The 19,660-nt window shown below is 36.7% G+C and carries 28 protein-coding genes and 1 pseudogene; 20 read left to right on the top strand and 9 right to left on the bottom strand.

The genetic code is table 11. The annotated features are described in order from the left end of the window. Positions 1–57 precede the first annotated feature (57 nt). Both ACORHU_RS09805 and ACORHU_RS09800 read right to left on the bottom strand, forming a co-directional pair. On the bottom strand, positions 58–495 hold the full coding sequence (locus ACORHU_RS09805; RefSeq protein WP_136937404.1) for a thioredoxin domain-containing protein: 438 nt from the start codon (positions 493–495) through the stop codon (positions 58–60). After that, entirely contained in the window at positions 488–1,327 is an 840-nt protein-coding gene (locus ACORHU_RS09800; protein WP_434364474.1) for an excalibur calcium-binding domain-containing protein, read from the bottom strand. The genes ACORHU_RS09805 and ACORHU_RS09800 overlap by 8 nt, the downstream gene beginning before the upstream one ends. Positions 1,328–1,510: 183 nt before the next feature. Here ACORHU_RS09800 and ACORHU_RS09795 point away from each other — a divergent pair, with 183 nt between their 5' ends. Further along, positions 1,511–1,837 carry a helix-turn-helix domain-containing protein gene (locus ACORHU_RS09795; protein ID WP_136937402.1) on the top strand — a complete coding sequence of 109 codons (327 nt, stop codon included), beginning with the start codon at positions 1,511–1,513 and terminating at the stop codon, positions 1,835–1,837. Positions 1,838–2,309: 472 nt separating this feature from the next. On the opposite strand, the gene ACORHU_RS09790 is transcribed toward ACORHU_RS09795, so the two are convergent. From ACORHU_RS09790 to ACORHU_RS09780, 3 genes are read right to left on the bottom strand one after another with little or no spacing between them, the layout of a single operon-like run. Further along, positions 2,310–2,573 carry a hypothetical protein gene (locus ACORHU_RS09790; protein WP_434364473.1) on the bottom strand — a complete coding sequence of 88 codons (264 nt, stop codon included), beginning with the start codon at positions 2,571–2,573 and terminating at the stop codon, positions 2,310–2,312. 8 nt (positions 2,574–2,581) lie between these two features. After that, complete coding sequence (locus tag ACORHU_RS09785; protein ID WP_434364472.1) at positions 2,582–3,562, bottom strand: hypothetical protein; 981 nt, start codon at positions 3,560–3,562, stop codon at positions 2,582–2,584. A 13-nt stretch (positions 3,563–3,575) separates the two neighbouring features. Beyond that, positions 3,576–3,854: a hypothetical protein gene (locus ACORHU_RS09780; protein WP_261016081.1), complete on the bottom strand. Its 279-nt coding sequence runs from the start codon at positions 3,852–3,854 to the stop codon at positions 3,576–3,578. A 408-nt stretch (positions 3,855–4,262) separates the two neighbouring features. Between ACORHU_RS09780 and ACORHU_RS09775 the strand changes: the two genes are divergently transcribed. From ACORHU_RS09775 to ACORHU_RS09760, 4 genes are all read left to right on the top strand, one after another. Continuing rightward, positions 4,263–4,394 carry a DUF7720 family protein gene (locus ACORHU_RS09775; protein ID WP_434364471.1) on the top strand — a complete coding sequence of 44 codons (132 nt, stop codon included), beginning with the start codon at positions 4,263–4,265 and terminating at the stop codon, positions 4,392–4,394. Between the two features lie 50 nt (positions 4,395–4,444). Beyond that, positions 4,445–4,852 (top strand): hypothetical protein, encoded by a 408-nt coding sequence (locus tag ACORHU_RS09770; protein WP_434364470.1) that lies wholly within the window; start codon positions 4,445–4,447, stop codon positions 4,850–4,852. Continuing rightward, positions 4,852–5,427, top strand: coding sequence for a hypothetical protein (locus ACORHU_RS09765; RefSeq protein ID WP_434364469.1), 576 nt, complete (start codon positions 4,852–4,854; stop codon positions 5,425–5,427). Before ACORHU_RS09770 ends, ACORHU_RS09765 begins: the two co-directional genes overlap by 1 nt. A gap of 112 nt (positions 5,428–5,539) precedes the next feature. Then, entirely contained in the window at positions 5,540–5,776 is a 237-nt protein-coding gene (locus tag ACORHU_RS09760; protein ID WP_434364468.1) for a hypothetical protein, read from the top strand. 323 nt (positions 5,777–6,099) lie between these two features. On the opposite strand, the pseudogene ACORHU_RS09755 reads toward ACORHU_RS09760, so the two are convergent. Next, positions 6,100–6,357, bottom strand: a pseudogene (locus ACORHU_RS09755) (tyrosine-type recombinase/integrase); the annotation flags it as partial. Between the two features lie 659 nt (positions 6,358–7,016). Here ACORHU_RS09755 and ACORHU_RS09750 point away from each other — a divergent pair. The 7 genes from ACORHU_RS09750 to ACORHU_RS09720 all read left to right on the top strand — a co-directional run bounded on the left by ACORHU_RS09750 (position 7,017) and on the right by ACORHU_RS09720 (position 11,400). Continuing rightward, complete coding sequence (locus ACORHU_RS09750; RefSeq protein ID WP_434364467.1) at positions 7,017–7,292, top strand: hypothetical protein; 276 nt, start codon at positions 7,017–7,019, stop codon at positions 7,290–7,292. Positions 7,293–7,371: 79 nt separating this feature from the next. Next, complete coding sequence (locus ACORHU_RS09745; RefSeq protein WP_434364466.1) at positions 7,372–7,671, top strand: DUF7675 family protein; 300 nt, start codon at positions 7,372–7,374, stop codon at positions 7,669–7,671. A gap of 61 nt (positions 7,672–7,732) precedes the next feature. Continuing rightward, positions 7,733–8,002, top strand: coding sequence for a hypothetical protein (locus tag ACORHU_RS09740; protein WP_434364465.1), 270 nt, complete (start codon positions 7,733–7,735; stop codon positions 8,000–8,002). A 44-nt stretch (positions 8,003–8,046) separates the two neighbouring features. Continuing rightward, positions 8,047–8,289, top strand: a complete 243-nt coding sequence (locus tag ACORHU_RS09735) for a hypothetical protein (RefSeq protein ID WP_434364464.1) — start codon at positions 8,047–8,049, stop codon at positions 8,287–8,289. Between the two features lie 38 nt (positions 8,290–8,327). Further along, positions 8,328–8,555, top strand: a complete 228-nt coding sequence (locus ACORHU_RS09730) for a 16S rRNA processing protein RimM (RefSeq protein ID WP_434364463.1) — start codon at positions 8,328–8,330, stop codon at positions 8,553–8,555. 769 nt (positions 8,556–9,324) lie between these two features. After that, positions 9,325–10,131: a hypothetical protein gene (locus ACORHU_RS09725; RefSeq protein WP_434364462.1), complete on the top strand. Its 807-nt coding sequence runs from the start codon at positions 9,325–9,327 to the stop codon at positions 10,129–10,131. Positions 10,132–10,152: 21 nt separating this feature from the next. After that, positions 10,153–11,400 carry a toxic anion resistance protein gene (locus tag ACORHU_RS09720; RefSeq protein WP_049533725.1) on the top strand — a complete coding sequence of 416 codons (1,248 nt, stop codon included), beginning with the start codon at positions 10,153–10,155 and terminating at the stop codon, positions 11,398–11,400. A 180-nt stretch (positions 11,401–11,580) separates the two neighbouring features. Here ACORHU_RS09720 and rpmG read toward each other — a convergent pair whose 3' ends face one another. After that, positions 11,581–11,730 (bottom strand): 50S ribosomal protein L33, encoded by a 150-nt coding sequence (gene rpmG / locus ACORHU_RS09715; protein WP_001265622.1) that lies wholly within the window; start codon positions 11,728–11,730, stop codon positions 11,581–11,583. Between the two features lie 15 nt (positions 11,731–11,745). Then, the gene (gene rpmF / locus ACORHU_RS09710) at positions 11,746–11,928 is read right to left on the bottom strand and encodes a 50S ribosomal protein L32 (protein ID WP_000290417.1); all 183 of its coding nucleotides are present in this window, start codon (positions 11,926–11,928) and stop codon (positions 11,746–11,748) included. Between the two features lie 230 nt (positions 11,929–12,158). Between rpmF and ilvD the strand changes: the two genes are divergently transcribed. After that, the gene (ilvD, locus tag ACORHU_RS09705; protein ID WP_434364461.1) at positions 12,159–13,862 is read left to right on the top strand and encodes a dihydroxy-acid dehydratase; all 1,704 of its coding nucleotides are present in this window, start codon (positions 12,159–12,161) and stop codon (positions 13,860–13,862) included. Positions 13,863–13,922: 60 nt separating this feature from the next. On the opposite strand, the gene ACORHU_RS09700 is transcribed toward ilvD, so the two are convergent. Next, positions 13,923–14,264 (bottom strand): metal-sulfur cluster assembly factor, encoded by a 342-nt coding sequence (locus ACORHU_RS09700; RefSeq protein WP_001206380.1) that lies wholly within the window; start codon positions 14,262–14,264, stop codon positions 13,923–13,925. Positions 14,265–14,388: 124 nt separating this feature from the next. On the opposite strand from ACORHU_RS09700, the gene ACORHU_RS09695 reads away from it, so the two are divergent. From ACORHU_RS09695 to ACORHU_RS09665, 7 genes are all read left to right on the top strand, one after another. Continuing rightward, positions 14,389–15,240 (top strand): Rgg/GadR/MutR family transcriptional regulator, encoded by an 852-nt coding sequence (locus ACORHU_RS09695; protein ID WP_434364460.1) that lies wholly within the window; start codon positions 14,389–14,391, stop codon positions 15,238–15,240. Positions 15,241–15,439: 199 nt separating this feature from the next. Next, positions 15,440–16,687, top strand: coding sequence for a transporter (locus tag ACORHU_RS09690; RefSeq protein ID WP_434364459.1), 1,248 nt, complete (start codon positions 15,440–15,442; stop codon positions 16,685–16,687). Positions 16,688–16,764: 77 nt separating this feature from the next. Next, positions 16,765–18,045: a histidine--tRNA ligase gene (hisS, locus tag ACORHU_RS09685; protein WP_434364458.1), complete on the top strand. Its 1,281-nt coding sequence runs from the start codon at positions 16,765–16,767 to the stop codon at positions 18,043–18,045. Positions 18,046–18,094: 49 nt separating this feature from the next. After that, positions 18,095–18,508 (top strand): hypothetical protein, encoded by a 414-nt coding sequence (locus tag ACORHU_RS09680; RefSeq protein ID WP_153196444.1) that lies wholly within the window; start codon positions 18,095–18,097, stop codon positions 18,506–18,508. A gap of 9 nt (positions 18,509–18,517) precedes the next feature. Continuing rightward, complete coding sequence (locus tag ACORHU_RS09675) at positions 18,518–18,724, top strand: helix-turn-helix transcriptional regulator (RefSeq protein WP_001176233.1); 207 nt, start codon at positions 18,518–18,520, stop codon at positions 18,722–18,724. Next, a complete protein-coding gene (locus ACORHU_RS09670; RefSeq protein ID WP_261077700.1) occupies positions 18,724–18,912 on the top strand; it encodes a hypothetical protein in 189 nt (62 codons plus the stop codon). Before ACORHU_RS09675 ends, ACORHU_RS09670 begins: the two co-directional genes overlap by 1 nt. Before the next feature lie 11 nt (positions 18,913–18,923). After that, a complete protein-coding gene (locus ACORHU_RS09665; protein ID WP_434364457.1) occupies positions 18,924–19,658 on the top strand; it encodes a DUF3169 family protein in 735 nt (244 codons plus the stop codon). The last annotated feature ends 2 nt before the right edge of the window (positions 19,659–19,660 follow it).

Here is a 19,660-nt window from a genome sequence, read left to right as displayed (position 1 = left end):
GTCTCCCTGAATTTTATCTTATAACATTCAAGTTATTAGCTGTTTGTACTTGTTTTTTTATTTCTCTTCAATAAACTGTGTAATCACTTCAACATTAGCTTGACTTGCTTTCGGTAATATGTCATATACTGTACCATTTGTGAAGTAAGTGAGATTGGGGATTGTTTTGAATCCTACAGTTGTTTTAAAGTTATTCCAACTTGTCTTATCTATATGCTCACTATCTAAGTAATACACAGTTGTCTCAGTTTTATCTACTGCTTTTGCTAGCTTTGGAGCAAATTCTTGGCAGTATGGACAACTCTCTCTCCCTGTGTATAGGTAAAAGCTTTCTTTATGTTGTATTTTCTGTTCCACAGCCTCTAAACTTATCTTTTGGAGTCTCTTTATAGCTATCTGGTATTCTGTTTGTGGTAGAGTAGTTAAGTATGCTGTGAATGTGACGATTATAATAAGTAGTAGTGACAGTAGAATAAGAACTTTTTTACTATTCATCACATCCGTATCCGTCTTTGTCTCTATCTAACCATGGACCATATTGTGGGTCACTAGCAGGTATGTTTACACGTCCTGCTTTTCGTGCTTCCTTACAGTTTTTGAACGGTCTTAAATTTGATTGTGGAGCAGGTGTAGACGATTGTGTAGGAGTAGTTGTAGTGTGAGATGAAGCTTGTTCTTGTTCTTTTGCTCGTGAAGATGCTTTCCTTTCTTCCTCTTTTGATTTGGAGGCTTTAATACTTGCTTTTTCCTCTTCTTGTGCTTTTTCTGTTTTTCTCACTTCACTGATTACTAACGAGCCTTTATCGATTGAATCATATTTTTCTAAAGATACTGTATTTCCTGTATAGACCATAAGTTCATTCATTTTCACAGTTAGTGATTCAGGTGTACGGATAAGAAGTTTCTTACCTGTTATGTTGTACTCACGGTATTCATCTTTTTCTTCAATTCCAATTACCTCAGCTTCAACTTCGTAGAGTTTATCTGTGTTAGAGAGTTTGTGTGCTACCTCTCTCAGTGCTTTGGCTCGCAGTATGATTTTAATTTGTGGTGTATTAAGATAAGCATCTACGGCTATATGCCCAGTTGGAGACCATTTCTCTATTTTAGAGCTAGTTTCACTACTGGATGATGAAGTAGAGGAAGATGAACTAGACTGTTTAACTTGTGAAGACTGTTTGACAGAATCACTAGCCTTAGTTTGAACTTGTGAGTGTTTAGTGCTACCGCTAGTTAATAGTGTGAAGAACAGAACGAGGATAAGCAGTAGTACAATACTACCTATAATCTTTTGTTCTTTACTCAATTCCTTTAGCTTGTTAAGCATATGTAACCTCCGATGTTTAACTTTATTTAATAAAATAGAAGAAATATTTCCTAATAGCTATAATTATATCACACAAACTTTAACAATAGAATATATTTTTATTTAATATTAAACTATAGAGAATGTAAACCTGATTGTTTAATCTATAAGATAGATAGTAGATTTAACATAGAGGGTGAAGGAATGGATGATATATTAGAAACTATAAGTAATCAGATACGAGATTTACGAGTTTCAAAGAAGATTACACAGCAAGAATTAGCAGAAAGAACAAATCTAAGTGTTCCTTATATCAGTCAAATAGAGAATAGTCACAGAAATATCTCTTTGGAAACTTTTGTGAAGATTGTTGATGCTTTGGAAGTTCCATTGAGTGATTTTTTCTTACCTTATTCTGTGGCACAAGATACAGAGATGATGGAACTATTATTGAAGATTCAGAAACATCCACAGCATAAGATGATTGTTCATAAGGTGCTGGAAATACTTGAATTAAGCCAAGATAGTTAGTGATAAAAAGTACTAAAGTGTAATTTATACTAAATCTATCCAACCATATATAGTTGCTTTAGTATCTATTACTATTTCATCATGCTTAAAATTGTTATAGTCTCTCTCGAAGTGATTTTTAATAGTAAACTGTAGGTCGGGCGATTAGAAATTATCTGTACTTTTTGTATAATGTGAGGATTAGAGGTTACATTATTCAGATAAGGAATGAGAATTATTTTTCTTAATTGAAGAGGTCGATTAAAAAACAAAAAGAAAAAAGAAAGCACCGAATTTGAATATCCAGCGCTCATCTATTTTCTTAAAAAACGTGTTACCTCTTATCAGAGCGTTAGAAGTACTCTAACGATTATTGATAGGAGTAGAGCAAATATTGTTGCTCCTAATATCAAAGTAGCACTATCTTTCTCTCCTTTTTCTTTTAGAAGGCGATACATTACTGAAGGGATTACAGCAAAAACAGGGTGCCATATCAAATGGCAATAACCCCACACCATGCAACAGACTTAATTCTTTTTACTGTCCAATATCCTTTTTCTTCTTTTTTCTGTTCTGTGAGAACTTCACTAGACTTTTTAGTTATGATATAGGTTCCTTCAGATTTATATACCTCTACTATATCCCCTAGTTGTGGTACAAAATTAAAAGAAGTCTGTTCAACTTTTAGCAAAGTTCCATCATCTTTACCTAAATAGATTAGAGTTTCTTCGATTTTAATAACTTTATAAGTATTCATAACCTCTCCTAATTGTCATACATGTAAGCCACCATATAAGGCAGTGTTTTTGTAGCTTTAAAGACCGTTTCATAACTTTGTCTTCCTTGTGCTAGTCCGTACAATGTTATATGGTCATCTTCAGCTATAACTCTATTATTGTACTCCGAAGGAATAGAAACTAAGATAATTTTATCATAGTCATCATTTATAGCTACACGAAGAGTATAGGCTTTCCTATCTTCCATAGCTTGTAAAACTTTCCCATATACTCTTACTTTAGTATTTACGGCTACTTCATCATGATTCCAACTATTATAATCCACTTCACCATAATTTGCTTTATCATTGTCTACAGTAATCTTAGGTTTTGATGGTACTGAGGAAGATGAACTAGGGCTACTCTCTTTAGATGATGAAGGTGTAGTAGAGCTACTTGCCTTTGAAGACGATGAAGAGCTAGAACTATTCTTAGATGACGACGTAGAGGACTTAGAAGTGCTCTGTGATGTAGTCTTCTTTGAATTTGAAGGGGTATTATTTACATACTGAGCAAAAGCAATGGATAAAATAACAGTTAAAATACCTACAATAAAATATTTTATAGAACTTTCTTTATTAACTTCACTCTTCTTAATAGATGAAATAATAATAAATATAAGATTTAATACTATCATCAATACCGAAACTACAAAAAACAATATTGCTGTAGCTTTCAACATGCTTTCTCCCATATAAAAAGCAGCACTTAGGATTATCATAGCCAAAACTACAAATAAAATCAGGTTTATCTTGCTAACTAATGATATTTCTTTAGCCTCTGATTTTTTAACTGGGGTACTTTCATTACTGCCTTCAACCTTTATAGCAATATCACCATAAACTTCGACATAATCACCTATTGCAGGTTCAAAGTCACAAGATTCAATAGAAATTTCCTTTAAACTTCCATCTTCATAACCTATGTACACTGTGTTCTCAGTTATCTTTAAAATTTTTCCTTTATTCATACTTTACCTTTTATCAGTGAAATTTGTCTTTATCTATCTGGTAAGGTCTTATATCTCCCTGTAGTCTCACTATATAATAATCTTCATATTCAACTACCTGTGAGACTATCCCTGTAACCTTAACAGATTCAAATTCTTCAGTATCTAAATTCTGTTCTACAGTCCAGAAATATATTTCATCTCCAATTTCAATACGGTTTAGAGAACTTCTACATCCTGACAGCAAAGAGATAAATAGAATTACTAAAAGAACTTGAAATACCTTCTTAGTACTTTGTAGTTTTACTAACATTATTTATTTTGTACTCTAACTCCCAATATTTTCTTTTTATTCATAAAAAGCCTCCTGTTTTATATTTATGTTTAAAATATTGTTAAACACTACCCTAATTATACCACAGGTACATATACATTAGTTAATTCTTTGTTATAATTTTTAACTAAAGTAAATGTAAATATATACCCTTAACCTATAAGATGAATAGGGTAAAATAAAAAGCACCTAAACGGTACTTCTTACTTGCCTACTGAACTCATCACCATGAAATTTGTACTCCTTTTTGTCCACCTTGGAGTAAAGTTTAATCTATTTTATTTAATATGTAAATTCTAAAAATACTACAGAATCAACATTTATAAAGCATACCAAAGTGTAATTTATACTAAATCTATTCTAGAGAACAAATACAAGGTAAAGTTATTGCTCATATTAGATTTCAAGGTAGAAGATAAAGAGTTACTAGATTACCTGCTATCAACTTGGAAGTATCGGGATTTAGTGCTTCATTCAGTAGATATGCATAAGTTGGAGAAAGAGTATAGACAATGGTAATAATTTTGATAAAATAATATTAAAAGACACTTTAATACATTGAGGCTAGTATGGACAGAAAAGAAAACAAATCAATTTTGGAATTAAAAGAAAAACTTAATTCTCCATGGCTTTTTCTAGGTCAAGATAAAGAAAGTAGAGTTGTGGAGGTAGATAAGGGGCTAATTCTTGATGAAGAAATTGATTTCATAAATATAATAGTCGACTTTTATACAGTAGAAGTATTACATAAGAATGTTGGTGGATACTCGGAAGAAAGCATTGATAATGAAATAATTAGGAAAGTTACTGATCGTTATGGTGGAATTTTAAGGCTGAAATTGTTTTATCAGAACGAATTATGCAATATATTAGAAAATGTTGAGATTTTAGATGACAAATTAAAGAAAATATTTAAGAATATCAGTGAGGAGTTTTTTTCTTTTGGAGATATAGATGGCAAGTTCTGTTCTCCGTGATGAATCAGCGACAAATAGATTTATTAGTTGACGACCTCCATATTGAGTTATATAAGGAAACAAAGAAAAGAGAAAGTTATGTTATAGATCAATTAACAGAAAATCAAAAATTGATGTTAAGGCTATACTCTTTAAATTATATATATGCAGCTCTTTTTGAAGATTTGGAACTCCAAAATTCAATACTCTTCTCGTGCGATAGCTGGGAAGATTTAACCAAAACAAGTGGAAAAATATTGAATATTTTAGATGAATATCAACAAAAATGTGAATCTGTTGTATTCTGTTTAAATACAGCAGAGTTAGACAGAATAGGGAGAGGGTTAGATATATATGAAATGGCAGAACGATACTCTAAGGCAATCAATGATTTAAAAATAAATAAATCTAAGGAAGACAGAATTAAATGCTATGCTTCGGTAATAAAAGACAATATCATTTATATGACCTTAAATGGTGTTAGAGATGAGAATATAAAAGTAAATGGAGCAGATAGCAGTAATTTACAAAAAGTTGTAAATGTTTTAGCAAAATTATTAGGGGGGGGATGTAGAGTATGTTTCAATTTCCCCTGATACCAGGTATTATGTAAATCCTGACTTATATATCAACTACTCTCAATATGCAGATTCAAAAGAGAATTTAAACAGGATGTTTACTTGTTGCGAACGAAAGTTAATTGCAAAGATGTTTTCACCAAAATTTGTAGCTGACGAGAAAATAGAACTCTTAGTTACAAAATATCCTTGTCAAATTTGTTCAAGAACTATTGACTTTGTTAATCAGAAAGAGGGTGCTAAGTTAAAAATAGAGATAATAGATCCCTTGGAACCGGAATCGAACCTTTCCGAACAAGATATTGAAGAGATGGATAAATGTGCCGAAATTATCTCAAAGAAATTTCCTAAGAGTAGGAAAAAGTAAGGTGATAAAAAGATTATAGAGGGAAGATAAAAAGCACGATTAATACGTGCTAGTTCTTGCCTACTGAACTCATCACCATGAAATTTGTACTCCTTTTTGTCCACCTTGGAGTAAAGTTTAATCTATTTTATTTAATATGTAAATTCTAAAAATGCTACAGAATCAACATTTATAAAGCATAACAAAGTGTAATTTATACTAAATCTATTCTACAACAAAATGTTTTAATTTTAAGAAATATCTTACAGAAAGCCTACAACAGTGGGCTTTTTGTTTTGTCTTAAAATGTTGATCTCTGGGTTTGTCATCATTTTTGTCATCACTTATAACGAACTAACAGCTTTCTCATAAAATGAGGCGGCTGTTTTTGCTTTTTCTTTGGAGAGATGACTGTAAGTGTCCATAGTCATAGCTAATGTAGAATGACCTAGACGGTGTTGTAATTCTTTATATGGTATTCCAGAGTTTAGCAAGAGACTAGCGTGTGTGTGTCTAAAACCATGGAATCCAATATTAGGTACACCAGCATGTTTGAAACGTGTGTTTAAACGAGTTGATAGTGTTTTATTGTTTGGGTATTGAGGAAATAAGAGAAGTTTAAAAGTCTATCATTTTAAATTTGATGTTTACAAAATGATAAGCAGATAAGCAAAGCAATAACTTACCTTAATTGCTTGCATAATGACAAGGAGATAGGAGAGATAAAAATGTCTTTTAATTCCTTACCAAATAGTATGGAGAATGGACTTGAACCAAGAGCGAACACCGAGAAAATGTAAAAAAGCACTTAGAATAATCTAAGCGCTCGAGAGTAGTGGACGGTGTGCCTGTCCCGTCATCTCATACTATGAAGTTGCGTAGCGACACTATCATTTCTACCTCACTTCTCTTTGAACTAATTATATCATAAAGGAGTAGCAGCTTGACCACTGACGAAGTAGAAAAGAAGCTAAAAAGCTATTGTAATGGTATCTTGTTGATTGAATATTAGGCTAGGAAAGTTTATAATGAAGTTAAAGTAAAGGAGGTTTCGTTTTAGATATGATGATACCACCCAAGCAAAGAGTTATTGATTTTTTATAATCAAATTGATGAGTGGGTTGACCAAGTTTATCCAGACCAAGATAAACCTTCTTTATTGTTTAAGAAAGAATTCCCCAATCTATTTTATATTTATTTTATAGTATTAAATCTAAAATTTGTTTTGATTCCCTAGAATGCAAGTATTGAAATAATAATTATGGATAAGTTAAACACGAAAAATAAGATAATTGATGTTTATAAAATAGCACATCGTCTTGTTTCTATTACTGTTGAGAATCCTGATTTTTCAGATTTGAAAATCAATCATTTTGTGAGAATTGGGGAAAACGAGTATAGGGTACATAGTGTCCCTATGATTTGTTCAACTCCACCTAAATCTATCTTTAATTTAGATACTTTTACAATTGACTACACAGAGGACGACTTGATGAATAAAGTGGCGGTATTTAGGAGATCGGATAGCGAAGCTTAACGGATCAATTAGAAATTGTAGTAAGAATCTGGTCTTTTTAATAAAAGACATATAAGAAATGATAGGAAAAATTAGAATAATGACAGATTTTAATGAGAATGGATGCGATGATTTAGAGTTGCTAGATGGGATGTGTGACTCCGTTACAGCAGAATCTTTTCTTGAAGGATACAGTGATTTTTACAAAGAGACTGAAGAGTCAAAAATATGGTGGATTGATAAAATAGATTCTATAGGAGAACATCTATTAAGCTTTGATCGGAAAAAAATTTATAACTTATTTGAGGACTATCCTTATAATATGACTGAAAAAGAGGTTGAAATTTTTAATAGTGAAAATCCTTTTTGGAGAGATTTTTTCTCAGACAGAAAATTATAAGCAATCCGTTTATATTGGGCTTTTCAGAGATAGGACTAATAGAAAATAGAGGTATCTAAAGATGATTAAAATTTCAATTAGTTTGTTGCTAGATGCGATTGAAGATAACATCAACGACGAAGAACTTCAATCTATCGATTTCGAGAGTCATATTAGAAAAATTACAAAAGAATTCCAGGGAGAAAATGGTGAATTCTTAGTAAAAGAAGAAGCGTTTGAAACACTCCCTTTGGACAGATATAAAAAGGATAAAATCATTGAGCAAATAAAACAGAATAGTCAAAATGTTTTCGAAGACGATTTCGATACCTTGTTGCAATTATATTTTTGAGAGTCAAGAATAATTCCAGTGCCTTATTTTACACTAAATAGAAAATGATAAAGATTGATAAACAAATTATTACGATGTACAAAATAGAAGATGGAACCTCTAAGAGGCAGTATTCTATTGTGAGTGGAGGTTGTAGAGATATTGCAACTGTCGATAAAACTACTTTGGAATATAGCTATGTTGGAGATGATTTAGGACAATTTGCTTCGTTTGTCAAAGATACTTTGAATAAAAGTATTAAGTTAGGAAAAGAGTTGCCAGATAAATTTTCATACGGTTTTGGATAAGTTGTGGAATATCTTATAGAGGAGAATCAAGATATATTATGGCAATATTAGATGATTTACAAGCGTTATATGACAATGGTTGGGACGCTTCTTTTGATTATAAGGGTCAAGTATGTGGTATTTTTCCTAATTCTATTTATGACATTGTAGTCGTACTTGGAGATAATGAATTTAAAGTGTCATCTTTTGATGAGTTAATTTCTTTACAGATTAAAGGGAAAACTTTGCTGGAAATCATAAGTGAGGTGGAAGTGCAATATGGTTGAAGGACACTGGAGAAAAGATAGGTAATAAATTGAAATGCACGGATTGAAAGTTGAGAAAAAAGTGCTATAATGAAGATATGAAGGATAGAGGTTGAGAATCTGTCACCAACGCGCCACTTATAGTGGGTCGAGAAATGCAGGAGCCCCGACAGTCCTGCCTATCCTTGCAAGTCAATCAGCCCTTAGAAACGAATCTAGGGCTTTTTGCTTTGTCTTAAAATGTTAATCTCTGGGTTTGTATAGAGATTTGCTAGTAAGGTTATTGGTGTATCTAAGTCTATCTATTCCAAGAATGATGCGATGTTGATGATATAAATCTGGTATGATATAATATTTTGGCCCCCTCACTTTAAGGAAGGGAGGTGTTGCCGATGTTAGAAATTATCATCACAATTTTTCTAGCACCCTTAGTAGTCAATATTTTGACAACCTTGTTTGAGAAATGGCTTAACTCACGCAAGAAATAACCTTTAAGGGGCAATAAGCCAAAAAAACCTCAACGCGGGAACGTTGGGGCTTTTTGTTGCCTTGTTAGACAATTATCATCACTATAAATCCATTCTAACACACCCCCTTCGATTTTTCAAGCTTTTGTTTTGATATTTCCTCAGAGTGTGTTTGTGGTTTGAGTCCGCTTCACTGAAATTAGCATATTCGCTACTAGCCTCCATTCTACAGCAAAGAAATCAACTCTTTTCTAGGGGATTTCCGCCCTCATTTTTGTCTTTTGTGCTAAAATAGACTTATAAATTGAAAATAAGGAATGTTTATGAAATCGGGTAATGGTTTTTGGAAAGGCTGTCTCTATTTTTGGGGCTTCTTGTTCTTACTGGGCCTGTTGGTTCAATATGCTCTTCCGCTTGCGGCTTGTGTCCTGCTAGGCTATGGTGGTTATCGCCTCTATAAACGTTGGCGCTATCCTCTTTTGCAGGATCGTTCGCTCGATGATCGAATTGAGCTTTTAAAAGCTAGGATTCGCCAGGCGGACAAAGATATTCAGCAGTTAGAGGGAGTCTTGGTAGAGAAAGGTTCAGATTCCTATAAGAGTTTGGCCAATCAAGTATTGATCGAACTGCGGGAAATCCATCAGGAGTCAGATCGTCTCAAGTCCTATATCGATGCTGCTGTCTATAATCGTATTGATAAAAAGGTTCGTACAGTAAGGGCAACTATCGATGTTCAGCTAGAACGTTTGGATAGAGAAAGTCAGGTAGATCTTGAAAATGCGGAGCCAGAGGAATTATCTCCAGAATTGTCCCAGACCTTGGCCAATATTGCCATTGATCATCAGGCTATTTTAGACAAGATTGCTACCTCTGCCGAGGGGGATAAGGAAGAATTGACGGCCATTCATAGTTTGAAGATGGAGAAATTCCAAACGATTTTAGAAGGCTATTTAAAGATTAAGGCCAATCCGAAGAACTATAATCGAGCAGAAGAACGTTTGCAACAAGCTAAAGCAGCTATCGAACAATTTGACCTTGAGCTGGATCAAGTCTTGAGAGAACTCAATGAAACAGATATGCGTGATTTTGATATCAGTCTGCGTATCCTAGAAAAAGATCGTAAAGAATAGGTTAGAAACAAAGGAGTAACCATGACAGAATTTAATTTTGATATTGACCAGATTGCCAATAATACGGTAGCTAAGGTGGATAAAACAACCCAAATCATCGAGACTAATACTGGCTCAGACAAGACCTTGACCTTCCTTGAAAAGTTGAGCCCTGAGCAGCAAGAAGGAATCAAGGCGCACGTGCCCCAGTTAGTAGACCAATTTGTCACAAATCAAAATGCTCTTTTGGATTTTGGCCAATCTGCTGTAGAAGGTGTGAATAATACAGTTAATCGTATCTTGTCAGAACAAAAGAAACTGCAGATTCCCCAAGTGGATGATCTACTCAAGAATACCAACCGTGAGTTGCAAGGCTTTGTCGTCAAATACAAGAACGCTGAAATTGCTGAGTTAGAAGAGAAGCCAAACTTTTTGCAACGATTGTTTAACAAGAGTAAGAATACCCTACAGGAATTTTACTTTGATTCAAAAACAGTGGAGCAAAAGCTGGATGGCATGGCTGCCGCAGTGGTCAAGCAAGAAGATGTGCTAGCTCGAAATATCGTCTCTGCTGAGATGTTGATTGAGGACAATACCAAATCCATTGAAAATCTAGTGGGAGTGATTTCCTTTATCGAAGCCAGCCAGACAGAAGCTGGCAAGCGCGCTACCGAACTGAAGGCCCAAGTTGACCAACTCGATACAAGTACGGTAGAATACCAAACCAAGTCACAAGAATTGGCCCGCATGGCTGAAGTGGTCAATACCCTTGAACAACAACATACTGAGTATGTCAGCCGTCTCTATGTTGCCTGGGCAACAACACCTCAGATGCGCAATCTTGTGAAGGTATCATCTGATATGCGCCAAAAATTGGGCATGCTTCGTCGCAATACGATTCCAACAATGAAGCTTTCTATTGCCCAACTGGGTATTTTGCAACAATCAATGAAATCAGGTGTCGTGGCAGATGCCATTGTCAATGCCAATAATGCTGCCCTTCAGATGCTAGCTGAGACCAGCAAGGAAGTGATTCCGCAGATGGAGAGAATTGCTCAAAGCCCGACAGTCGCTGTTGAGTCTGTTACAAAACTGGCTGAAAGTCTGGTCGCTCAAAACCAAGGTATCGTCGCAGCTATTGAATTGGGTCGTCAGAAACGTGCTCAACTAGAAACAACCATCGTCAAGTCCGCAGAAATGATCAACGATTCTGTCAAGCTGCGCGATGAGAAAATCGTCCAAGCTCTTCTAGATCAAGGAAAGGCCGCTCAGAAAGAAGTACAAGAATAACACATAAGTCCTCTGTAATGTAAATTTGCAGGGGATTTTGGCTTCTTCCTATATATTAGAGCCTCTAATTTATTTCACAAAAAATGTAGTCATTCGGTTGATTTTTATTGTAATGTACTGAAATTAACAAAAAAAACGCTGATCAAGCGTTTTTCTTCTGTATTGATTCGTATTGAATGCTTACTTAACTTCTGTAAACACAACGTGTTTGCGAAGTTTTGGTGAGTATTTCTTCAATTGAAGACGGTCTGGAGTGTTACGTTTGTTTTTAGAAGTAAGGTACAAGCGTTCACCAGATTCTTTGTGTTCAAGTGTAATATTTACGCGCATGGTATCTCCCCTCTATTATTCAGCTGATGCAGCTTTAGCGATTTTACGTCCTTTGTAGTATCCTTTAAGTGATACACGGTGAGAACGTGAGTAATCTCCAGTAGTTTCGTCAAAGTTTACAGATGGAGCTGTTACTTTGTAGTGTGTACGACGTTTGTTTTTCTTCGCTTTTGAAGTGCGACGTGCAGGTACTGCCATTTTGATTTCTCCTTTAGGTATTTATATTCGATTCAATCTACTGATTTTCATCAACCATACTAGGATAACACATTTTTTTTGTAAAGTAAAGTTACTTGACAAAAAAAGATGAAAAAATTAGAAGCTCATCAACCAAATTAATCGAAATTTTCTGAAAATTCAAGAATTTTCTTCTGTTCATTGCCTTTAAAATGTGCTATAATAGTAAAAACTGAAATGGGAGGGAACAAATGACTGAATTAGATAAACGTCACCGCAGTAGCATTTATGACAGCATGGTTAAATCACCAAACCGTGCCATGCTTCGTGCGACTGGTATGACAGATAAGGACTTTGAAACACCGATTGTCGGAGTTATTTCCACTTGGGCGGAAAATACACCATGTAATATCCACTTGCATGACTTTGGGAAATTGGCGAAAGAAGGTGTCAAATCTGCTGGTGCTTGGCCTGTACAATTTGGAACCATTACTGTAGCAGACGGGATTGCCATGGGAACTCCTGGTATGCGCTTCTCTTTGACATCTCGTGATATCATTGCGGACTCAATCGAGGCGGCTATGGGTGGTCATAACGTGGATGCCTTTGTCGCTATCGGTGGCTGTGATAAGAACATGCCTGGTTCTATGATTGCCATTGCCAATATGGATATTCCAGCCATTTTCGCCTACGGTGGTACTATCGCCCCTGGAAAACTGGATGGCAAAGACATCGACTTGGTTTCCGTATTTGAGGGAATTGGTAAGTGGAACCACGGTGATATGACTGCTGAGGACGTAAAACGTCTGGAATGTAATGCCTGCCCTGGACCTGGTGGCTGTGGTGGTATGTACACGGCTAATACCATGGCGACTGCTATCGAAGTTTTGGGTATGAGTTTGCCAGGTTCTTCTTCTCACCCAGCCGAATCTGCTGATAAGAAAGAAGACATCGAAGCAGCTGGACGTGCCGTTGTCAAAATGCTTGAACTTGGAATCAAACCTTCAGATATCTTGACTCGTGAAGCCTTTGAAGATGCCATTACAGTTACTATGGCTCTGGGTGGTTCTACCAATGCCACTCTTCACTTGCTTGCCATTGCCCATGCAGCTAATGTTGACTTGTCACTTGAGGATTTCAATACGATCCAAGAGCGTGTGCCTCACTTGGCTGACTTGAAACCATCTGGTCAGTATGTCTTCCAAGACCTCTACGAAGTTGGTGGTGTCCCTGCTGTTATGAAGTACTTGTTGGCAAATGGCTTCCTTCACGGAGACCGTATCACATGTACTGGTAAGACTGTTGCTGAAAACTTGGCTGATTTTGCCGATCTTACTCCAGGTCAAAAAGTCATCATGCCACTTGAAAATCCTAAACGTGCAGACGGTCCATTGATCATCTTGAACGGTAACCTTGCTCCTGACGGTGCGGTTGCCAAGGTTTCAGGTGTTAAAGTTCGTCGTCACGTTGGTCCAGCTAAGGTTTTTGACTCAGAAGAAGATGCTATCCAAGCTGTCTTGTCAGATGAAATCGTTGATGGCGATGTTGTCGTTGTTCGTTTCGTTGGACCTAAGGGTGGTCCTGGTATGCCTGAGATGCTATCACTTTCATCAATGATCGTTGGTAAAGGTCAAGGAGACAAGGTTGCCCTCTTGACAGACGGACGATTCTCTGGTGGTACTTATGGTCTAGTTGTTGGACATATCGCTCCTGAAGCTCAGGATGGTGGACCAATCGCCTACCTTCGTACAGGTGATATCGTTACCGTTGACCAAGATACCAAAGAAATTTCCATGGCCGTATCCGATGAAGAACTTGAAAAACGTAAGGCAGAAACAACCTTGCCACCACTCTATAGCCGTGGTGTCCTCGGTAAATATGCCCATACTGTATCGTCTGCTTCTCGTGGAGCCGTGACAGACTTCTGGAATATGGACAAGTCAGGTAAAAAATAAACTCAAAAAGCAAGCCAACTTCGGCTTGCTTTTTTTCATCTTCAAAAGTAATTTACCTGCTTAACGAGGTGGTAGTCCAAGGGCAATACGACCGTAGCGACTGATTCGTGTGATTTTCCAAGCAGGTGACCAGGTAACTTCAACCTTGACATCTTCGATACCCTCGATTTGTTTCAGACCTGCCACGATTTCGATAGGCAGGCTTTCGGCACAATCGCAGGCTGTGTCAGTGAAGGTCATGACAATCTTACAGAGACCTGTTTCGTCCAGATTGATTTCATAAATCAGTCCTAGATTGTAAACATCCAATTCCACATCTGTATCAAAAACCTTCTCTAGTTTTTCGATAATTTGGTCTTGTAAGGCCAAAGCACGGTCATTGATTTTGATATCCTCTCTCATTACAGTCCCTCCACATGATAAATATCCTCTATTTTCTCATAATTCTGACAATTTGGCAAGTTTTTGATGGATTTTCTGAAAAAATATGATAATATAAAGAAAAGACTAAATTAAGGGGAAGCCTATGGAGCAGATTGGAAAAGTCTTTAGACAACTACGAGAGTCAAGACATATCTCGCTGAGACAAGCAACTGGGGGACAATTTTCGCCGTCCATGTTATCCCGCTTTGAAACTGGTCAGAGTGAACTTTCGGTGGAAAAGTTTCTATTTGCTCTGGGAAATATATCTGCCAGTGTGGAGGAAATCCTTTTTCTGGCGAGAGGGTTCCAGTATGATACAGATTCAAAGCTGAGAAAAGAAATCATAGATGTCTTGGATCCAAAGAATATAGCACCTCTTGAAGACTTGTATCGCAAGGAGTATCAAAAGCATGCCCATTCTCAAAACAAACAGAAACATATTCTAAATGCCATTATGATCAAGTCTTATATGAAGAGCATGGATGATACGGTAGAGTTAACGGCAGAGGAAGGGAAAGTCCTTCATGACTATCTGTTTTCTACCGAGATTTGGGGAATCTATGAACTCAATTTATTTTCAGTCAGTTCACCATTTTTATCTGTTTCTCTTTTCACTAGATATGTACGAGAAATGGTACGTAAATCTGATTTTCTAATGGAAATGTCTGGCAATCGAAACCTCTTTCACACTATACTATTGAATGGTTTTTTAGCCAGCATTGAATGTGAAGAATTTACCAATGCCTCTTATTTTAAACGTGTTATCGAAGAGCATTTCTACAATGAAAATGAAACCTATTTCCGAACGGTCTATTTGTGGGCGGAAGGTCTCCTTGATAGCAAGCAGGGTAGAGTCAAGGAAGGTCAGAAAAAGATGGAGGATGCTGTCCGTATTTTTGAGATGCTTGGCTGTGACAAATCTGCGGATTACTATAGAAAAACGACCGATTGTTGAATATATGCAAACTAAGAAAATTATTTGAAATTTAAGCGATAGAACTGTTGGGCTCTCTCGTGTCACTGGAGAGATTCTATCGTTTCTTTTTGCTCATTTTGTTTGTTGCATATATTCAAAAGTTTTTCCTCTAGAATTTCCAAGTGCTATACTATAGTCATATTTCACATAAAACTTCGAACAAGAAGGGAGATTATCTATGAAACTATTGTTTAGAAATCAAGCTTATCGACTCTTGACTTTGTCACGCTTCTTCAATGCTTTTGGTGCTTCAATTTTTAACCTGGTATTTATCGTCTATGCATCGACCTTGCCACAAGCATCTTTTGCGGTTGCTATGGCGAATATTGTCATGATTCTTCCGACTCTCTTTACAGTTTTTGTAGGGATTCGGGCAGATTACACAAGGGACAAGGTCAAATGGATGGTCTATAGTGGTTTGTTTCAGGCGGTTTTATTTTTTCTGGCAGCCCTAGTTGTTCAGCAAGCTAGTCTCTTTGCTTTTTCTAGTCTGTGTTTGATCAATGTCATTAGCGATGTAATCAGTGATTTTGCTGGTGGTTTGCGCATGCCTCTCGTTAAGGAAAAAGTAGCTGAAGAGGATTTGATGGAAGCTTACTCTTTTTCCCAATTCATCACCTATATTTCAGCTATTGGTGGTCAAGCTTTCGGAGTTTGGCTCTTAGGCCTATCGGTCAATAATTTTTCTCTCGTTGCGGGAATCAATGCCTGTTTTTTCCTAGTATCAGCCGTTATCCTCTTTTTAGGAAAAAGCAAATTGAGCCTGTCAATGTCAGCTGCTGATGGTGAAATTCTAAAAAATGAGAAGCTTTCTATCAAAGACCAGTTCCTAACAATTTACCGAAATTTACGTCTCGTTTTTCTTAAAGGTGGACAGAAAAACTTTGGCTTTATGCTCTTTGCTGTCTTGCTTATCAATGCCTTGGGTGGCGCTTTAGGAAGCATCTATAACATCTTCTTTTTGAGCCATTCTCTTTTGGACTTTTCTTACACAGAGGCATTATTTATCAGTCAATTCTGTGCTTTGTTAGCAATCATCATCAGTAGCCTTACGGGCAATGATTATTTTGGGAAGCAGTCCTTGCCTAGATTGATGATGTGGGCGACTGTAGGACTCAGTCTAGTTGGTCTAGCTAACGTATTCAATCAAGTCGTGCTTGGTTTGCTATTTCTCTTTTTAACTCTGTATGTGTCTGGTAAAGTTTCGCCAAAGATTAGTGCCATGCTCCTGAAAAATCTAGCTCCAGAGGTTCTAGCTCGTACCAGTAATTTTTTAGGTTTATTGTTTACCTTGTCCATACCTATGGGAACAGCCTGTTTTTCACTTGTTGCCGTATGGAATATACAGTTGACTTGGATGCTATTTGTTGGTCTTTCCTTGCTGGCTATTCTTTTGACAGTTATTAATCTCAAAAATGATATCTAAATCCTAATTTTTTTCTTACTGTTTTAATCCCTCTATTTATGGTAAAATAAGACTATTAAGTTTAAAGAGGATTCCCTATGAAATTACAAAAACCAAAAGGAACGCAGGATATTTTACCTGCTGAGTCTGCCAAGTGGCAGTACGTTGAGGGCTTTGCCCGTGAGATTTTCAAGCGCTATAACTATGCAGAAGTGCGCACGCCTATTTTTGAGCATTACGAGGTCATCAGTCGTTCTGTCGGAGATACAACGGATATCGTAACCAAGGAAATGTATGATTTCTATGACAAGGGTGACCGTCATATTACCCTCCGTCCAGAAGGAACTGCGCCCGTTGTCCGTTCCTATGTGGAAAATAAACTTTTCGCTCCAGAAGTGCAAAAGCCAAGCAAGTTCTACTACATGGGACCTATGTTCCGTTATGAGCGTCCACAGGCAGGGCGTTTACGCCAGTTCCACCAGATTGGTGTTGAGTGTTTTGGCTCTAGCAATCCAGCTACCGATGTGGAAACCATCGCTATGGCAGCTCATTTCTTGAAAGAAATTGGTATCCAAGGTGTCAAATTACATCTTAACACTCTTGGAAATCCTGAGAGCCGTGCAGCCTACCGTCAAGCCTTGATTGACTATTTGACACCGCTCAAGGAGACCTTGTCTAAGGATAGCCAACGCCGTTTGGAGGAAAATCCTCTTCGTGTTTTGGACTCTAAGGAAAAAGAAGACAAGGTAGCAGTAGAGAATGCGCCTTCTATCTTGGACTTCCTTGATGAAGAAAGTCAAGCTCATTTTGATGCTGTGCGTCAGATGTTGGAAAATCTTGGAGTAGACTACATCATCGATACCAATATGGTGCGTGGTCTGGACTACTACAATCACACTATTTTCGAGTTTATCACAGAGATTGAGGGCAATGACTTGACAGTCTGCGCGGGTGGTCGTTACGATGGTTTGGTTTCTTACTTTGGAGGCCCTGAAACTGCTGGCTTTGGTTTTGGACTTGGTGTAGAGCGCCTGCTTCTCATTCTTGGAAAGCAAGGTGTGACCCTCCCTATCGAAAACGCCCTAGATGTTTATATCGCAGTCTTGGGTGATGGAGCAAATGTCAAAGCTCTAGAACTAGTACAGGCTCTTCGCCAACAAGGATTCAAAGCAGAGCGTGATTACCTCAACCGTAAACTCAAAGCTCAATTCAAGTCAGCCGATGTCTTTGCAGCTAAGACCCTCATCACCCTAGGAGAGAGCGAAGTCGAAAGCGGACAAGTGACAGTCAAGAACAACCAAACCCGAGAAGAAGTGCAAGTGTCACTTGAGGCAATCAGCCAAAACTTCTCAGAAATCTTTGAAAAACTAGGATTTTAATAACAGAAAGACTGGTCAGAGAACTACTCTGACCTTTTTCTTTTGCAAAATGACAAAAATCATAAACTTTTTGACAAATATGCTTGTCAAAAAGAAAAAGATGTGTTACAATATAAGCAAGTTAAGAGAAAAGGAGAAAGGAACGATTATGTGGGCATTAGGATTTGTACCTCTTGTGATTATGTATTATATCTACCATTCCCAAAAGGTCAAGAAACTAGAGAATAAAATCAAAAGAATTGAGCAAAAACAGAAAGGAAATAAAGAAATGTCAAGAATTTTAAAAGAATTGATTGGGAAAACACCGACAATCGTTGGACAAGTTTTTGGAACAGATAACTGGGAAGTTGTGGATGTTGATGAGGAATGGGTCAAGCTACGTCGTGTTAATAAAAAAGGAAAAGAAAAATTCAAACTACAACGCATTGAGGATATCCAAACTGTTGAATTTGACGGAAAGTAGGTGTGTAACATGCAACTAAAAAATCGTCTAAAAGAGCTACGGGCTCGCGATGGCCTCAATCAAACCGAACTAGCCAAGCTAGCAGAGGTTTCCAGACAGACTATCAGCCTATTGGAACGGGACGAATACACCCCGTCCGTTGTGATTGCCTTGAAAATATCTCAAATTTTCAACGAAACAGTCGAATCGGTATTTCGCTTGGAGGAGGACGAGTGATGAACAAGTATAGAGTGATTTATTATGTAGTTGCCATAGCTCTATTAGTCAGCGTATTTCTACTGATTGGGATGGACCTAGGCTGGTTTAATCCCTATCAAAGCGACCAATTTGTTTGGGTCTACTTTGCTCTTATCCCAGTCGTTGACTGGATTGAAAAGAAATCCAAAAATCTAGCAAGTGAATAAGGAGAATGAATATGAAAAAGAAACATGGATTGTTATTTTTAATGTCTGTTGTCTTGGGAGGTTTCTTGGGCATGTTTGTAGGGATGTTTAAGGCAGATGCCGAATCCAACGGAATTATGTTAGATGTAAAACCCTTGATACCATGGCTATCAGCTATCAGTTTACTACTAGCCGTCATTATTCTTTTTTTGACTTTCAATTTCCTAAAGAAAAGCAGAAAATTTCATTCCTTGTATCAAGAGGAAATGGATGATGATCTGAATGAAACCTATTATGTGCAGATGTATCGGAATCTCGAGTTTGGAACCATTGCTTTTAATATTGCAAGTGTAGCAATTTCATTGTCTATTTTTCTCTCATTAAATGAAGTGGTTATATTGCATACAGACCACCAAACATTTTCCCTCTCTTTCTTAGTCTTTGTGCTATCCTTAATCGCTCAAAAATCTCTTTTTAAAACAATTGCGATTGTGCGTCAGTTTGATTTGGCTCTTTTCTCTACACCAAAGGATGTCTTGGACTATATAAATTCCTATGATGAAGGGGAGCGCCAGGCTAATTTGGAACAGAGTTTTCGAATTTTATTCCAATTAAACCAATATGTCTTACCAGCCTTATATGTTTTTCTTATTATCATTTCTTTCTTGACAGGAGAGATTCAGTTACTAGCTTTCTTGCTTGTAGGAGCCATCCATATTTATATCAATGTGATGCAGTTACCTATGGTAAAACGTTATTTCAAATAGGA

Source organism: Streptococcus sp. KHUD_015, assembly GCF_051106265.1.
In the GTDB taxonomy this organism is placed as follows: domain Bacteria; phylum Bacillota; class Bacilli; order Lactobacillales; family Streptococcaceae; genus Streptococcus.
This window is presented reverse-complemented; position numbering and strand designations above follow the sequence as displayed.

What these genes read in the sequence shown, in the direction of transcription:
- ACORHU_RS09805 (WP_136937404.1), bottom strand. Translation starts at nt 495, where the DNA reads ATGAATAGTAAAAAAGTTCTTATTCTACTGTCACTACTACTTATTATA.
- ACORHU_RS09700 (WP_001206380.1), bottom strand. Translation starts at nt 14,264, where the DNA reads ATGAGAGAGGATATCAAAATCAATGACCGTGCTTTGGCCTTACAAGAC.
- ACORHU_RS09665 (WP_434364457.1), top strand. Translation starts at nt 18,924, where the DNA reads ATGAAAAAGAAACATGGATTGTTATTTTTAATGTCTGTTGTCTTGGGA.
- ACORHU_RS09780 (WP_261016081.1), bottom strand. Translation starts at nt 3,854, where the DNA reads ATGTTAGTAAAACTACAAAGTACTAAGAAGGTATTTCAAGTTCTTTTA.
- ACORHU_RS09725 (WP_434364462.1), top strand. Translation starts at nt 9,325, where the DNA reads ATGAAATCGGGTAATGGTTTTTGGAAAGGCTGTCTCTATTTTTGGGGC.
- ACORHU_RS09800 (WP_434364474.1), bottom strand. Translation starts at nt 1,327, where the DNA reads ATGCTTAACAAGCTAAAGGAATTGAGTAAAGAACAAAAGATTATAGGT.
- ACORHU_RS09745 (WP_434364466.1), top strand. Translation starts at nt 7,372, where the DNA reads ATGACAGATTTTAATGAGAATGGATGCGATGATTTAGAGTTGCTAGAT.
- rpmG (WP_001265622.1), bottom strand. Translation starts at nt 11,730, where the DNA reads ATGCGCGTAAATATTACACTTGAACACAAAGAATCTGGTGAACGCTTG.
- ACORHU_RS09735 (WP_434364464.1), top strand. Translation starts at nt 8,047, where the DNA reads ATGATAAAGATTGATAAACAAATTATTACGATGTACAAAATAGAAGAT.
- ACORHU_RS09670 (WP_261077700.1), top strand. Translation starts at nt 18,724, where the DNA reads ATGAACAAGTATAGAGTGATTTATTATGTAGTTGCCATAGCTCTATTA.
- ACORHU_RS09730 (WP_434364463.1), top strand. Translation starts at nt 8,328, where the DNA reads ATGGCAATATTAGATGATTTACAAGCGTTATATGACAATGGTTGGGAC.
- ACORHU_RS09690 (WP_434364459.1), top strand. Translation starts at nt 15,440, where the DNA reads ATGAAACTATTGTTTAGAAATCAAGCTTATCGACTCTTGACTTTGTCA.
- ACORHU_RS09790 (WP_434364473.1), bottom strand. Translation starts at nt 2,573, where the DNA reads ATGAATACTTATAAAGTTATTAAAATCGAAGAAACTCTAATCTATTTA.
- ACORHU_RS09720 (WP_049533725.1), top strand. Translation starts at nt 10,153, where the DNA reads ATGACAGAATTTAATTTTGATATTGACCAGATTGCCAATAATACGGTA.
- rpmF (WP_000290417.1), bottom strand. Translation starts at nt 11,928, where the DNA reads ATGGCAGTACCTGCACGTCGCACTTCAAAAGCGAAGAAAAACAAACGT.
- ACORHU_RS09750 (WP_434364467.1), top strand. Translation starts at nt 7,017, where the DNA reads ATGGATAAGTTAAACACGAAAAATAAGATAATTGATGTTTATAAAATA.
- ilvD (WP_434364461.1), top strand. Translation starts at nt 12,159, where the DNA reads ATGACTGAATTAGATAAACGTCACCGCAGTAGCATTTATGACAGCATG.
- ACORHU_RS09740 (WP_434364465.1), top strand. Translation starts at nt 7,733, where the DNA reads ATGATTAAAATTTCAATTAGTTTGTTGCTAGATGCGATTGAAGATAAC.
- ACORHU_RS09695 (WP_434364460.1), top strand. Translation starts at nt 14,389, where the DNA reads ATGGAGCAGATTGGAAAAGTCTTTAGACAACTACGAGAGTCAAGACAT.
- ACORHU_RS09770 (WP_434364470.1), top strand. Translation starts at nt 4,445, where the DNA reads ATGGACAGAAAAGAAAACAAATCAATTTTGGAATTAAAAGAAAAACTT.
- ACORHU_RS09675 (WP_001176233.1), top strand. Translation starts at nt 18,518, where the DNA reads ATGCAACTAAAAAATCGTCTAAAAGAGCTACGGGCTCGCGATGGCCTC.
- ACORHU_RS09765 (WP_434364469.1), top strand. Translation starts at nt 4,852, where the DNA reads ATGAATCAGCGACAAATAGATTTATTAGTTGACGACCTCCATATTGAG.
- hisS (WP_434364458.1), top strand. Translation starts at nt 16,765, where the DNA reads ATGAAATTACAAAAACCAAAAGGAACGCAGGATATTTTACCTGCTGAG.
- ACORHU_RS09680 (WP_153196444.1), top strand. Translation starts at nt 18,095, where the DNA reads ATGACAAAAATCATAAACTTTTTGACAAATATGCTTGTCAAAAAGAAA.
- ACORHU_RS09795 (WP_136937402.1), top strand. Translation starts at nt 1,511, where the DNA reads ATGGATGATATATTAGAAACTATAAGTAATCAGATACGAGATTTACGA.
- ACORHU_RS09785 (WP_434364472.1), bottom strand. Translation starts at nt 3,562, where the DNA reads ATGAATAAAGGAAAAATTTTAAAGATAACTGAGAACACAGTGTACATA.
- ACORHU_RS09760 (WP_434364468.1), top strand. Translation starts at nt 5,540, where the DNA reads ATGTTTTCACCAAAATTTGTAGCTGACGAGAAAATAGAACTCTTAGTT.